Origin of the sequence: Streptomyces sp. NPDC056222 (assembly GCF_042264065.1) — a bacterium.
Lineage (GTDB): Bacteria > Actinomycetota > Actinomycetes > Streptomycetales > Streptomycetaceae > Streptomyces.
In genome coordinates this window covers 81,148-94,606 of the sequence record NZ_JBHJTL010000020.1, presented here as the reverse complement: position 1 = coordinate 94,606, position 13,459 = coordinate 81,148, and the positions used below count along the sequence as shown (strand labels likewise).

Genomic DNA, 13,459 nt, shown 5'->3' with positions numbered 1-13,459 from the left:
CAGCACGAATCCGCAGGTCGCCGTCAATGCTGTCGCCGCACCACGGGAGAGTCCGTGTCGGTGCAGCCGGGCGACCGTCGGCTGGAGCAGCGCGGTGACCAGAAGGGCGACCACGAAGGCGAGCACGACCAGCCGTACCGCTCCGATGACCCGCATCAGCACCCAGAGGGTGGCCGCGAGCACCAGGAACCGCCAACCGGCTTCCGCTGCCACCCGTACGGCCCAGGGAACCGAGGTCGCGGGGCTCCGCGGTCTCGGCGCATCACCGCGTCGCAGCTCCGGAGGAAGCGAGTCGTCCCAGGCTCCGTCGTCCTCGGCTTCCCGCTGGTCCCGGAGCCGCGCTCGACGCTCGCCGAAGGCGGAGGCACTCCGCTTCATACGTCCGAGCCATCCGCCCGGGCTGGGATGTCGCCGCCCGCCAAGCTCTCCAGGCACCAGCAGGACCGGGTGCCCCACCGAGAGCGCGGCCAGGTGGACGACGAGCGCGTCGACCGTGTTGGCGCCGGGCAGGAGCACGAGGCGGCGCCCCGGGCCGAGCCGTCCTACGGTGTCGGCGTGAGCTCGTCAGGAGCGGGATACCAGTGTGATGAACTGGGAGTTTTGGGGTAAACGCGACCCCTCTCCATGCGGGGCGAGCGAGAGGCGCCTGACGGGCGAAAGCCCAGGTCAGGCGCCTCTTTTGTGCCTCTAGAAGAAGCCGAGCTTCCTCGGCGAGTACGACACCAGCAGGTTCTTCGTCTGCTGGTAGTGGTCCAGCATCATCTTGTGGGTCTCTCGGCCGATGCCCGACTGCTTGTAGCCGCCGAACGCCGCGTGGGCCGGGTACGCGTGGTAGCAGTTCGTCCAGACGCGGCCCGCCTGGATCGCGCGGCCCGCGCGGTAGGCCGTGTTGCCGTCGCGGGTCCAGACGCCGGCGCCCAGGCCGTAGAGGGAGTCGTTCGCCGTGCGGATCGCGTCGTCGAAGTCGGTGAAGGAGGTGACCGCGACGACCGGGCCGAAGATCTCCTCCTGGAAGATCCGCATACGGTTGTCGCCCTCGAAGATCGTCGGCTGGACGTAGTACCCGCCCGCCAACTCACCGTCGTACTCGATGCGCCGGCCACCCGTCAGGATCTTCGCGCCCTCCTGCTGGCCGATGTCCAGATACGAGAGGATCTTCTGGAGCTGGTCGTTGGATGCCTGGGCGCCGATCATCGTGTCCGTGTCCAGCGGGTGGCCCGGCAGGATCTTCTCCGTGCGGGCGATCGCCGCATCCAGGAACTCGCTGTAGTGGCCCCGTTGGATCAAGGCCCTTGACGGGCACGTGCAGACCTCGCCCTGGTTCAGGGCGAACATCGTGAAGCCCTCGAGCGCCTTGTCGCGGAAGTCGTCGTCCGCCGCCCACACGTCGTCGAAGAAGATGTTCGGCGACTTGCCACCCAGCTCCAGCGTGACCGGCTTGATGTTCTCGGAGGCGTACTGCATGATCAGCCGCCCCGTCGTCGTCTCGCCCGTGAAGGCGATCTTCGCGACACGCGGCGAGGACGCGAGCGGCTTGCCCGCCTCCGCGCCGAAGCCGTTGACGATGTTCACCACACCCGGCGGGAGCAGGTCGGCGATCAGGCTCATCCAGAAGTGCACCGACGCCGGGGTCTGCTCGGCAGGCTTGAGGACCACCGCGTTGCCCGCCGCGAGCGCCGGCGCCAGCTTCCAGACCGCCATCAGGATCGGGAAGTTCCACGGGATGATCTGCGCGACCACGCCCAGCGGCTCGTGGAAGTGGTACGCGATGGTGTCGTCGTCGATCTCGCTCAGCGCGCCCTCCTGGCCGCGCAGCGCCCCCGCGAAGTAGCGGAAGTGGTCGATCGCGAGCGGGATGTCGGCGGCCAGGGTCTCGCGGACCGGCTTGCCGTTCTCCCAGCTCTCCGCGACCGCCAGTTCCTCCAGGTGCGCCTCCATCCGGTCGGCGATCCGGAGGAGGATGTTCGACCGCTCGGACGCGGCCGTACGTCCCCATGCCGGGGCCGCCGCGTGCGCCGCGTCCAGAGCACGCTCCACGTCCTCGGCCGTGCCGCGGGCGACCTCGGTGAAGGAACGGCCGTCGACCGGGCTCGGGTTCTCGAAGTACTGCCCGCGGGCGGGGGCGACGTACTCACCGCCGATCCAGTGGTCGTAGCGGGCCTGGTACGACATGATCGCGCCCTCGGTACCGGGTGCGGCGTAACGGGTCATGGACATGGCCTCCCTCGGACCGCGCCGGCCGTCCCTGACCGGCGCTCACCGCCGAGAGTGCGCCGTCCGACGTTGCAACACCGTTGCGCCTGCCGACAGTTCCGCGTCCAGCGCCCGCAGCCGGGCCAGCACAGGCGCCAGTCCGGAGCTCGGTACGACCTCCGACAGCGCCCGCCACATCTCCACGTCGTCCTCGCCCCACGCGCTGTACGTCCAGTCCGCGAGCAGCCCCGGATCGCCGCGGTCCACGAGCGCCGCCCGCAGCCGGTCCGCGAGCCGCTCGCGCAGCCGTACGACCCCCGGTGCGCGGGAACCGGGCAGCAGCGGACCCGCGTACTCGCCGAGCGCCGCCGACACCGCGCCCGAACCGAGCCGCCGGTCCACGGTGCCGAAGTCCGCGTCCACCACCGCGTCGAGCCGGTACGGGCGGGAGCGCAACAGCTCCCCGCCGAGCAGCCCCCGCAGCCGGGACAGTTCCGCCCGCAGCGTGACCGGGGTGACCGACTCGTCTTCGTACAGGAGCGTCAGGAGTTCGTCGCCGTTCACCCCGTCGGGGCGATACGCGAGGACGACCAGGATCTCGCTGTGCCGCCGGCTCAGCCGCAGCCGGCGGCCGCCGACGCTCAGCAGCGCCTCGTCCCGGCCCAGCGCGGTCAGCCGCACCCGGTCCGCGTCCGACGCGGGAGCGAGCAGGGCCAGCTGGGACTCGGCTGCCCGCGCCACCGCCTGTACGAACGCCAGACTGTGCGGATGGGCGAGCCGGTCCCCGCCCGTGATGTCGACCGCGCCGAGCAGCCGTCCGGTCCGCGGATCGTGTACGGGAGCGGCGGCGCACGTCCACGCCTGCACCGGCCGACGGAAGTGCTCGGCGCTGAAGACCTGCACCGGCCGGTCCACGGCGATCGCGGTCCCCGGCGCGTTCGTCCCCGCCACCGACTCCGACCAGCGCGCCCCGGCGACGAAGTTCATCGCGCAGGCCCGGCGCAGCGTCCCGGGATGACCCTCCACCCACAGCATCCGGCCTGATGCGTCGCAGACCGCGAGCAGATGCTCCCCGTCCGTCGCGTACGCGCCCATCAGCTCGCGGATCACCGGCATCGCGGCGGACAGCGGATGCTCCTCCCGATGCCCGGCGAGCTCCTCGTCGGCCAGCTCCACACAGGCCGCGCCGTCCGGGCTCACTCTGGCCCGCGCCGAGCGCCGCCAGGAGTCGGCGACCAGCGGCCGTACCGGAGGGAGCTGCACCCGGCCGCCGCTGGTGAACGCCTCGTGCGCCCGCTTCAGCGCTCCGGCGTCCGGCTCGGACGCCACCCACGCATCGCTCAACTCGGCCTCCACGTCGAGGTCCACCGTTCCCTTCGTGGCCATCGTCGTGCGCGCGGGAGCCGCCCACAAGCGTCCGGACACCGCGGCATACGCCCCCTGTCCTGACATCGCCACCAGGCCCTCACGTAGAGTGGGGCTCGGGCCGTGACTGGCGCTTGAGGTGGATCACCACCGGGGAGCGGCCCCGCGGACTCCACGCACCCGCGCGGATCCGTCGCTGCCGTGCGCCTGGGCGATCACCTGTCATCGACGACGCCCAGGAGTGGCCCATGTCCACCAGCACCGCTTCCCTCATGGACGGCACCGCGCTCGCTCGCCGCACGGTCGAGGAGACCGCCGCGCGCGCCGCCGAGATCACCCGCCGCACCGGCGTCACGCCCTGTCTCGCCACGGTGCTCGTGGGCGAGGACCCCGCCTCCGTCACGTACGTGAAGATGAAGCAGAACCGGTGCGCGAAGGCCGGAATCCGCTCCAAGCACGTGGAGCTGCCCGCCTCGACGACGACCGAGGAACTCGTGGCCGCGATCACCGCGCTCTCCGACGACCCCGAGGTCCACGGCATCCTGCTTCAGCACCCGGTCGGACCGCACATCGACGAGCGCGCCGCCTTCGAGGCGATCGCGCCGGAGAAGGACGTCGACGGTGTCACCATGGCCTCCTTCGCCGCGATGGGCTTCGGCCTCCCGGGCTTCGTCTCCTGCACGCCCGGCGGCATCATGCGCCTGCTGGACGCGTACGACGTCGAGCTGAGCGGCAAGCGGGCCGTCGTCGTCGGCCGCTCCGCGATTCTCGGCAAGCCGGCCGGTCTGCTGCTGCTCGGCCGCGATGCCACCGTCACGTACTGCCACTCGCGCACCACCGAGCTCTCCTCGATCGTCCGCGAGGCCGACATCCTCGTGGCCGCCGTGGGCAAGCCCCGCTTCATCAAGGGTGAGGACATCAAGCCCGGCGCGGTCGTGATCGACGCGGGCTACAACCCCGGCAACATCGGCGACGTCGACTTCGAGACCGCCGCCGAGCGAGCCTCGCTCATCACGCCCGTACCCGGTGGCGTGGGCCCGATGACCATCGCCGTGCTCCTCGCGCAGACCGTCGAAGGGGCGGAGCGCCAGCTCGGCCTCTAGCACGAGGGTGGGGTGTCGCGCGACCCCTGGGTGAACTGACTTTGTCACCGTTCTGTACGCGGTGTGCTGCAACTTGCCTTCAGGCAAAGGAAGCTGACGGTTCGTGAGTGAACCTGGTCACCATGTCCCGGCTCTCCGTCGACCTGCTGCCGCCGCTACGGCACCTCCTTGTGCCCGTCCTGCTCCTGGTGGCGGCTCTCGTGGCCGTGAGCTGTCACGGCGGGGGCGCGGGCCGGTTCTCGGCGGGCCCGGAGGACCGGGGGGATCTGGGGTCCGCGACGGCGCAGGCCGCAAGTCGTGAGCTCGCACCCCAGGGCGGGGCAACTACGCGCAGGCCCTCGCGCCGCCCCAGCTCGTCCGCCGCACGCCCGTCCGCCCCACGCTCGCCGAGCGCCGGCCCGTCCGGCGCGAGCTCGCCCGTTGCGTACGAGCAGCTCGCGCCGGGGGAGTGCTTCGACATCGACCGCGAGGCGCCGGGCACCGTCGTGCGGCGAGGCTGCGAGCAGCCGCACGACGCCCAACTCGTCGCCAAGCTGAGGCTGTCCGGTGACCACGCCGCCGACCGGGACATACGCGACAGTGCAGCGGCTCTCTGCCGAGAGCCGTTGCGCCGCGAGGCCGCGGAGCAGCCGTACGGCACACGCTGGATCACCTTCGTCCAGTACCCGTACCGCAGCAGCTACCTCCTCGGCTCCGACGCGGTGGCCTGCAGCCTCGCCGCCCACACCCCGAACTCCGCCACGGGCGGCACGGCTCGCAAGCTCACCGCGCCACTTCAGTGACAGTGACAGTGATGGTGACGGTGACGCCTCAGTCCTCTCCCGCCGCCGCAGCCGCGAGCGCGGCGGCCGGGTCCGGGTCCGCGGGACCGGCCGGGACCCAGTGGCCACGCTCCTTGCGGTAGGGCCACCAGCGTCCGTCCTCGCCGAGCCGCAGCTGCGCCTCGGCACCGACCACCGTCCAGCGCGCCGCCCCCGCCGGCCTCAACACCGGCCGGTCGGCGTCCTCCCAGGCCTCCGCGAGCAGCGTCCTCGCCCGTGCCAGCGCCTCGGCGTCCGGCGTCCACTCCTCCTCCAGTACGGACAGGGCGGCCGCGCCCCCGTACCGCCACGCGCGCGTGGCCAGGTCCAGCTCCGCCCGCCGTCGCCCTGACCCGGTCGCGAGCCGCGCCGCGATCCCCGAAGGGACGGACCCGGCGGCCGCCAGCCGTACCGCGTCCTGCCCGACCGTCAGGGAGGGTTCCATCGCGGTCCGTTCATGACCCGGGGCGAGCGCATCGGCAAGCAGCCGATGCGCGCGCCCGGCCGCGTCCGCCGCCAGGAACTCCAGCGCCGACGGGTCGACACCGGGCGCCGGGTCCGTCTCCGTGTCCAGGGACGGCGGCACGCCCGGCGCCGACAGCAGCGTCGGCGGGGCCGGCAGCGGCGGCAGGATGTCCCGCGCGGCGAACGCCTCCGCGGCCGGGACGCCTCCGGCCTCCACCTCCTCCTCGGCGGAGTCGCCGGCGGCCGGAGCCGCCCGCGCCGCGCTGCGCTCCTGCAGTTCGTCCAGGAGCGCCCGCTCACCGCGCCCCCGCATCAGCAGCAGCACGAACGGGTCCTCGTCGAGCAGCCGCGCCATCTGGTAGCAGAGGGCCGCCGTGTGCGGGCAGTGGTCCCACGCCTCACAGCCGCACTGCGGGTCCAGATCGCCGATGCCCGGCAGCAGTTCGAGCCCGGCCGCCGCAGCGTCCTCCACCAGATGCGGCGGCATCTCGTGGTCGAGCAGAGCCGCGATGTGCCCCGCGCTCTCCACCGCGAGGTCGAGCAGCCGGTCCCACTCGTCCGCCGACAGCTCCTGCAGCAGGACATCGCTGCGGTACGAGGAGCCGTCGTCGTCCCGTACGACCGCCGTGATCCGTCCCGGCCGCACCGCGACCGCGCCCACCGCGCCCTCACGGGCGTGCTTGCGCCCCTTCTTCAGCTGCCGGCCGTCGAGCGCCGTGTCCTCGAGCGCCTTGAGCCAGGCCCGGCCCCACCACGTGCGGGCGAAACCGGAACCGCGGGCCGGCGGCAGTGCCGCGAACGTCCGCTCGTCGTCGTGTGCGTACCCGCTCATCGTCCGTCCCCTCGCAGCTGGACCAGATCAGCCAGCTCGGCATCGGTCAGTTCGGTCAGCGCCGCCTCGCCCGCGCCGAGCACCGAGTCGGCCAGCACCCGCTTGCGCAGCAGCATGTCCGCGATCCGGTCCTCGATCGTGCCCTCGGCGATCAGCCGGTGGACCTGCACCGGCTGGGTCTGCCCGATGCGGTACGCACGGTCGGTGGCCTGCGCCTCCACGGCCGGATTCCACCAGCGGTCGAAGTGCACGACATGCCCGGCCCGGGTCAGGTTGAGTCCCGTGCCCGCCGCCTTCAACGACAGCAGGAAGACGGGGACCTCGCCGTCCTGGAAGCGCGCGACCATCGCCTCGCGCTCGGCGACGGGAGTGCCGCCGTGCAGGAACTGCGTCCGTACGCCCCGCGCCGCCAGATGCTGTTCGAGCAGCCGCGCCATCTGTACGTACTGGGTGAAGACCAGGACGCTCGCGTCCTCGGCGAGGATCGTGTCGAGCAGCTCGTCGAGGAGCTCCAGCTTTCCCGAACGGCCGTCGATGCGCGGCCGTTCCTCCTTCAGATACTGCGCGGGATGGTTGCAGATCTGCTTGAGCCCGGTCAGCAGCTTCACCACCAGCCCGCGCCGCTCCATGCCGTCGGCTTCGGCGATGGCCGCGAGCGTCTCCCGCACCACCGCTTCGTAGAGCCCCGCCTGTTCCTTCGTCAGGGAGACCGCCCGGTCGGTCTCGGTCTTCGGCGGCAGTTCGGGCGCGATGCCGGGGTCCGACTTCCGGCGGCGCAGCAGGAAGGGGCGGACCAGCGCGGCGAGCCGCTCGGCGGCGGCCGGGTCCTCACCGCCTTCGACGGCCGAGGCGTAGCGGGAGCGGAAGGTGCCGAGCCGACCGAGGAGGCCGGGTGTCGTCCAGTCGAGGATCGCCCACAGCTCGGAGAGGTTGTTCTCGACAGGAGTGCCGGACAACGCGACGCGGGCCTTCGCTCCGATGGTGCGCAGCTGCTTGGCGGTGGCCGAGTACGGGTTCTTGACGTGCTGGGCCTCGTCCGCGACGACCATGCCCCACGGCCGTCCGGCCAGTGGCTCGGTGTCCAGCCGCATGGTGCCGTACGTGGTGAGGACGAACTCGCCGTCGGCCAGGCCCTCCAGACTCCGGGCCGGACCGTGGAAGCGGCGCACGGGCGTGCCGGGCGCGAACTTCTCGATCTCCCGCTGCCAGTTGCCCATCAGCGAGGTCGGACAGACGACGAGGGTGGGACCCGCTGCGGCGGGCTCGCTCTGCCGGTGCAGATGGAGCGCGATCAGCGTGATCGTCTTGCCCAGGCCCATGTCGTCGGCGAGGCAGCCGCCGAGGCCGAGGGAGGTCATCCGGTGCAGCCAGTTGAGGCCGCGCAGCTGGTAGTCGCGGAGCGTCGCGGCGAGTGCGGCGGGCTGGGCGACCTCCTGCGGCCCGCCCTCGGGGTCGGCGAGGCGGGCGCGCAGCTGCTCCAGCCAGCCGGTCGCGTGCACCTCGACCCGTAGGCCGTCGGCCTCCGTCGTTCCGGTGAGGACGGCGCCGAGTGCGTCCACGGGAGTGATCTTGCGGTCGTGCGAGGCGCGTGCGCGGCGCACCTCCGCCGGGTCGACCAGCACCCACTGGTCCCGCAGCCGGACCACCGGGCGACCGGCCTCGGCGAGCTGGTCCAGTTCGGCACGGGTGAGCTGCTGGTCGCCGATCGCGAAGCGCCAGTTGAAGGCGAGGAGCGCGTCGGCGGACAGGAAGGAGGGGAGCGCGGAGGAGCGGTGGTCGGCGGGACCGTCGGCGGGGGCATGCTCGGCTTCGGTGCTCTTCGTGGCGTGCGGCGCGTCCGTCGCGTCGGAATCGCCGTCCGGCGGACCGATCACCGCGCGGACCGTGAGCCGGTGGGCCAGGTCGCGCGGCCAGTGGATCTGGACGCCCGTCGCGGCGAGAGCCCGTGCCGCCGGGCCGAGCAGGTCGGTGACCTCGTCGTCCGCCAGCTCCACGGTGTCCGGGACCGCGGCCGAGAGCAGCGGGGCCAGCGGCGTCCAGGCGCGGGCGGCGCGGCGCAGCGCGAGAAGGGCGTCCATCCGGGCCCGAGGCTCGAACATCCCGCCGGCCGTGCCCGATCCGGCCCAGACGTCCGCCGCGTCCGCGACGAGAGTCGGGTCGGCGACGCTGTGCATCTGCAGCACGGCCCGGAAGGCCGGAGCCTCCTGCTCGCCGAGACCGGGCAGTTCGAGGCGCAGGGAGAGGCGTACGCCTGCGTCGTGACCGGCCGCCACGTCCGCCGCCCACGCGCGTTGCGCGGGCAGCTCCTGCGGCTCTTCGGCCGCGAACGCGGGCCCGCCGGCGGCGAGCGGCGCGGCCGGGGAGCGTGGCAGCGTGTCGGCGACCGCGTCCACGAAGGAGCGCAGCAGCCTCTCGGGTTCGGGAAGCAGCAGCGGACCGGCCCCGGACAGCGGTACGGCATGGGCGGTGGGCGGCATCGAGGCGGCGAGCGCCCGCAGCTCGGCCAGTTCCTCGGGGCCCAGCGGCCCGGCCCGCCAGGCGTCCCGGTCGGTGGCCGTGAGACCGGGAAGGAACAGGCCCTTGGCCCCGAGGTGCAGTGCGAAGAGAGCAGCGGCACCCCAGAAGGCGGCGGCGGGCGAGGACGCGTCGGAGAAGCGGGCGCGGGTGAGGACCGGCAGGGCGTCCCGTACCGGGAGCAGGAGCGCGGGAACGGTGTGCGGGCGGACGTCGTCGGCCGCCGCGCTCACCACGGTCAGCTCGTCCGTCACCGGGGTCAGCTCGTCGGCCGCCGCCGACAGGCGGTCGGTGGGCAGACGACCGGTGGGCAGGGACCCGTCCGGGGACCAGAAGGCGATCCGGCCGGCGCGCGGCGGATCGGAGGGCAGGAAGACGGCGGAGCAGCGGGCGAGTTCATCGAGTCTCTGGGACGACGGCAACGCATTCCTCAAATTTGACTACTGGGCCGAGCGGCCGAGAGTACCTGAACCGACCGCCCTCCCGTGAACGCGATCGACGTGACCTGGCTCACGTTCCAGCCGAACGATCGGAGTCTCCGAACGGCCCGGGGTGGAGCCAGCCCCACCCCCACCCCCGGGCAAGCCCCCTGGAATCCCGGGGGGTGACGCCATGGCTCCGGACGATCACCGATCCGTACGTTCGAGGGAGTCCGGGCGACCCGCGCCCGGGCCCCGCCCACGGACACCGGAGACCGCCATGCCCCAGGCCACCGCAACGCTCACGGCGCCCGACCGGAGCCTTCCGGCGCCCGACGAGAGCAGCGCCACCAGAAGGGGCGGCGGGAGCGAGTTCACACCCTTGCTGCGCATCGTGAAGGAGCAAGGGCTGCTGGAGCGCAGGGCTGGCTGGTACGCCCGTGGGATCGCCGTCAACTTCCTAGGCCTCGCCGCCGTCGTCACGGGTCTGGTCCTGCTCGGGCCGTCCTGGTGGGCCCTGCTGCTCGCCGTCCCGCTCGCCCTGCTCTCCGCCCGGGTCGCCTTCGTCGGACACGACGCCGGGCACTCCCAGATCTCCGGGGACCGGCGCCACAACCGGATCATCCAGCTCGTCCACGCCAACCTCCTGCTCGGCATGAGCCAGGAGTGGTGGAACGACAAGCACAACCGCCACCACGCCAACCCCAACCACCTCGACAAGGATCCGGACGTCGCTGCCGACATCCTCGTCTTCGCCCAGCACCAGACCACCGGGCGCGCCGGCTTCCGGGGCTGGCTCACCCGCCATCAGGCATGGCTCTTCTTCCCGCTGACCACGCTCGAGGGCATCGCGCTCAAGGTGTACGGATTCCAGGCGCTGTTCTCCAAGGACGGTCCGTACAAGACCCGGCGCGAGCGGCTCGTCGAAGGCGCCCTGCTCCTCGCCCACGTCGCCGGCTACGCCACCCTGCTGCTGACCACCCTCACCCTCGGTCAGGCCCTCGTCTTCGCCCTGATCCACCAGATGCTCCTCGGACTGCACCTGGGCATGGCCTTCGCCCCCAACCACAAGGGCATGGAGATGCCCGACGCCCATCCGGACGGCGACAGCTGGGGCCATCTGCGCCGGCAGGTGCTCACCTCGCGCAACATCCGGGGCGGGATCCTCACCGACTGGTTCCTCGGCGGACTGAACTACCAGATCGAGCACCACCTCTTCCCGAACATGCCGAGGCCGCATCTTCGACTCGCGCAGCCCGCCGTGCGTGCGCACTGCCGTACGGTGGGTATCTCCTACACAGAGACCGGTTTCGTCGAGTCCTACCGACAGGCGCTCGGACATCTGCACGAGGTCGGGGAGCCGCTGCGCTCGGCAGCGTGACAAGGAGGCGTCGGACATGTCGACACGGACGAAGATCGTGATCGGGGGAGTGGCCGTCGGGTTGCTCCTGATCCCTCTCATCGGATTCTGGATGTCCCTGCTGGTGATACTCGGCGTACCGGCCGTCGCCTACCTGGCCCTCGACCCGAGCCAGCGGCGCCGACTGCGCAGGATCTCCCGCAAGGAGCTGAACCGCTGACCTCCGCGGACCACGGCTGACCTGCGCGGACCGATGCGACCTGCCCGGACCGGGGTGACCTGCGCGGGCAACCGTTGACCTGCCCGGACCGGGGTGACCTGCGCGGACCGGGCGGAGAACTGCTGACCCGGAGAACGCCTGACGTACGCTCGGTGGCGATCACCCGCACGTGATCATCGGAACGGAGAAGGGGAGCTCCATCGCATGAGCAATGCCACCGTCACGACAGTCAGCAGCAACGGCGTCTACTCGTTCACCAAGCCGAACAGGGACAGCATCACGCTGCTCGCCGGTCTGGGCGTGGAGGGCGACGTCCACTCCGGCGTCACGGTCAAGCACCGTTCCCGCGTGGCCAAGGACCCGACCGTGCCGAACCTGCGGCAGGTGCACCTCATCCACGCCGAGCTCTTCGACGAGGTCGCCGGGGCCGGCTTCGAGGTCACCCCGGGGGCGCTCGGCGAGAACGTCACCACCCGGGGCATCGACCTCCTCGGTCTTCCGACCGGCACCCGGCTGCACCTCGGTGCCGAGGCCGTCGTCGAGGTGACGGGCCTGCGCAACCCCTGCGCCCAGATCGACACCTACCGGCACGGGCTGCTGAAGCAGGTCCTCGGCCGGGACGAGAGCGGGCAGATCGTCCGCAAGGCCGGGATCATGAGCATCGTGCTGACCGGCGGCGAGGTGCGGCCCGGCGACCCGATCCGGATCGAGCTGCCGGCCGAGCCGCACCGCTCCCTGGAGATGGTCTGAGCCGGGGCCCCTCGAGCCTCCGGCCTCGTGACCGTCAGTCCTACGGAGTCTCCAGCGCACAGGAGTTGACCACATCACCGCCTGCCGGCCGTGCGATCGTACGGTCCGCGGGCGGAGCCGTGCCCTCCTCCACCCACTCCGTGAGCGCCGCGAAAGCCGAGCGGTAGCAGGGCAGGATCGGACGCAGCCGGTCCGGATACGTGTCGGAGAGCCCGTCGGTGTGAGTGCCGTCCTCGACCGTGTAGTACCGGTGCAACCCGCCCCGCCCTCGGTCGTCGATCATCCGCGCGTACACGTCGGAGTCGGTCGCGATGGGGAGAAGCGTGTCCAGATCGCCGTGGAGGGTGATCAAAGGCTTTCCGATACGTCCGGTGAGCGCGACCTCGGCGACGGCCCGGCGTACGGACGCGGGGCGGGTGGTGTAGTCGTACGAGGCGTCCGAGGCGCAGGGGGCGAGGATCTGCTCGATCGTCGAACCGGCCGTGGAGCCCGGGCACTCGGGGTCGTACGACGGATCGAACTCGGCCCGGAAGATCTTCTGTGTCAGCCCCCAGTACGCCTTCTCGTGGTACGGCCACAGGAAACGCGAACCCGGCGCGAAGCCGGCGTCGATCAGGTCCTCGTCAGAGGCCTGGCCGAGGGAGCGGGCGACGGTGACCGGGAGGCTCGTCAGCAGGTTCGGCCCGCGGGTCGTCCAGAGCACGCCCTCCCAGTCCACCCCGCCGTCGTACAGCTCCGGACGGTTCTCCAGCTGCCAGCGGGTCAGATAGCCGGCGTTGGAGATGCCCGTCATGTACGTGCGCTAGGGCGCCCGGCCGTAGCGCTGCCGTACGGCCTTCTTCGCCGCCTTCGTCAGCTCGGTCACCCGGCGGTTCCACTCGGCGACCGCGTCGCCGGGCCGGCGACCGTCGGTGAAGAAGTCCGGCCCGGTGTTGCCCTTGTCGGTGGCGGCGTAGGCGAAGCCCTGGGCCAGCACCTGGTCGGAGATGAGCGTGTCGGTGGAGTACTGGCGCCTGGTGCCGGGCGCGCCGGTGACGACCAGGCCGCCGTTCCAGTTCTCGGGGAGCCTGATCACGAACTGGGAGTCGTGGCCCCACCCGTGGGTCGCGTTGAGCCGCGAATCGTCGGGGAAGTAGCCGTCGATCTGGATCCCGGGGACGCCGGAGGGGTTCCTGGTGCCCTTCGCGGAGAGGCCGGCCTGGTCGGCCATGTCGGTGTACGGGGTGCCGGCCAGACCTGCCGTCGTCAGATCCCCGAGGCAGGCCGTCTCCTGGTGCTCGGCGCCGGGAACATGGATCCGGTACTGCCCCGCGCACATGGACGGCGGGCCCGACCGGGCGCCGGCGGGCCCGGCGGGACCGACGACGGTCAGCCCGGTCAGGAGCGCGACGAGCAACGGGACGCCTCGGTTCAGGCGCATGGACGGCCTCCGGTGGGA

10 protein-coding genes, 1 pseudogene and 1 riboswitch are annotated in these 13,459 nt (G+C 72.0%); of the genes and pseudogenes, 5 read left to right on the top strand and 6 right to left on the bottom strand.

Annotation, left to right across the window (positions count from 1 at the left end; all coding sequences use genetic code 11):
• The 3 genes from ACFC0D_RS12885 to ACFC0D_RS12875 form a co-directional block, all read right to left on the bottom strand.
• Nucleotides 1-378 (bottom strand): AI-2E family transporter (locus tag ACFC0D_RS12885; protein WP_376434130.1); only part of this gene is annotated, 378 nt, incomplete at its 3' end.
• A 309-nt stretch (nucleotides 379-687) separates the two neighbouring features.
• Complete coding sequence (locus ACFC0D_RS12880) at nucleotides 688-2,211, bottom strand: aldehyde dehydrogenase family protein (protein ID WP_376434128.1); 1,524 nt, start codon at nucleotides 2,209-2,211, stop codon at nucleotides 688-690.
• A 45-nt stretch (nucleotides 2,212-2,256) separates the two neighbouring features.
• A complete protein-coding gene (locus ACFC0D_RS12875) occupies nucleotides 2,257-3,537 on the bottom strand; it encodes a GAF domain-containing protein (protein ID WP_376434126.1) in 1,281 nt (426 codons plus the stop codon).
• A gap of 134 nt (nucleotides 3,538-3,671) precedes the next feature.
• A riboswitch (ZMP/ZTP riboswitch) is annotated at nucleotides 3,672-3,778 on the top strand.
• A gap of 28 nt (nucleotides 3,779-3,806) precedes the next feature.
• Here ACFC0D_RS12875 and ACFC0D_RS12870 point away from each other — a divergent pair.
• Complete coding sequence (locus ACFC0D_RS12870; protein WP_376434124.1) at nucleotides 3,807-4,661, top strand: bifunctional 5,10-methylenetetrahydrofolate dehydrogenase/5,10-methenyltetrahydrofolate cyclohydrolase; 855 nt, start codon at nucleotides 3,807-3,809, stop codon at nucleotides 4,659-4,661.
• A gap of 107 nt (nucleotides 4,662-4,768) precedes the next feature.
• Entirely contained in the window at nucleotides 4,769-5,443 is a 675-nt protein-coding gene (locus ACFC0D_RS12865; protein ID WP_376434122.1) for a hypothetical protein, read from the top strand.
• Between the two features lie 28 nt (nucleotides 5,444-5,471).
• Here the strand turns inward: ACFC0D_RS12865 and ACFC0D_RS12860 are convergent, their stop codons facing one another.
• Together ACFC0D_RS12860 and ACFC0D_RS12855 are read right to left on the bottom strand one after the other, a co-directional pair.
• Nucleotides 5,472-6,758, bottom strand: a complete 1,287-nt coding sequence (locus ACFC0D_RS12860; RefSeq protein ID WP_376434120.1) for an SWF or SNF family helicase — start codon at nucleotides 6,756-6,758, stop codon at nucleotides 5,472-5,474.
• The gene (locus tag ACFC0D_RS12855; protein WP_376434118.1) at nucleotides 6,755-9,694 is read right to left on the bottom strand and encodes a DEAD/DEAH box helicase; all 2,940 of its coding nucleotides are present in this window, start codon (nucleotides 9,692-9,694) and stop codon (nucleotides 6,755-6,757) included. Before ACFC0D_RS12855 ends, ACFC0D_RS12860 begins: the two co-directional genes overlap by 4 nt.
• A 277-nt stretch (nucleotides 9,695-9,971) precedes the next feature.
• On the opposite strand from ACFC0D_RS12855, the gene ACFC0D_RS12850 reads away from it, so the two are divergent.
• From ACFC0D_RS12850 to ACFC0D_RS12840, 3 genes are all read left to right on the top strand, one after another.
• On the top strand, nucleotides 9,972-11,072 hold the full coding sequence (locus tag ACFC0D_RS12850; RefSeq protein WP_376434116.1) for a fatty acid desaturase family protein: 1,101 nt from the start codon (nucleotides 9,972-9,974) through the stop codon (nucleotides 11,070-11,072).
• Nucleotides 11,073-11,088: 16 nt separating this feature from the next.
• Nucleotides 11,089-11,271: a hypothetical protein gene (locus ACFC0D_RS12845; protein ID WP_329112629.1), complete on the top strand. Its 183-nt coding sequence runs from the start codon at nucleotides 11,089-11,091 to the stop codon at nucleotides 11,269-11,271.
• A 204-nt stretch (nucleotides 11,272-11,475) separates the two neighbouring features.
• Nucleotides 11,476-12,021, top strand: coding sequence for an MOSC domain-containing protein (locus ACFC0D_RS12840; protein WP_376434114.1), 546 nt, complete (start codon nucleotides 11,476-11,478; stop codon nucleotides 12,019-12,021).
• A 40-nt stretch (nucleotides 12,022-12,061) separates the two neighbouring features.
• Here the strand turns inward: ACFC0D_RS12840 and ACFC0D_RS12835 are convergent.
• Nucleotides 12,062-13,441: pseudogene (locus ACFC0D_RS12835) on the bottom strand (tannase/feruloyl esterase family alpha/beta hydrolase).
• Nucleotides 13,442-13,459 lie beyond the last annotated feature (18 nt).

What these genes read in the sequence shown, in the direction of transcription:
- ACFC0D_RS12880 (WP_376434128.1), bottom strand. Translation starts at nt 2,211, where the DNA reads ATGACCCGTTACGCCGCACCCGGTACCGAGGGCGCGATCATGTCGTAC.
- ACFC0D_RS12870 (WP_376434124.1), top strand. Translation starts at nt 3,807, where the DNA reads ATGTCCACCAGCACCGCTTCCCTCATGGACGGCACCGCGCTCGCTCGC.
- ACFC0D_RS12860 (WP_376434120.1), bottom strand. Translation starts at nt 6,758, where the DNA reads ATGAGCGGGTACGCACACGACGACGAGCGGACGTTCGCGGCACTGCCG.
- ACFC0D_RS12850 (WP_376434116.1), top strand. Translation starts at nt 9,972, where the DNA reads ATGCCCCAGGCCACCGCAACGCTCACGGCGCCCGACCGGAGCCTTCCG.
- ACFC0D_RS12845 (WP_329112629.1), top strand. Translation starts at nt 11,089, where the DNA reads ATGTCGACACGGACGAAGATCGTGATCGGGGGAGTGGCCGTCGGGTTG.
- ACFC0D_RS12840 (WP_376434114.1), top strand. Translation starts at nt 11,476, where the DNA reads ATGAGCAATGCCACCGTCACGACAGTCAGCAGCAACGGCGTCTACTCG.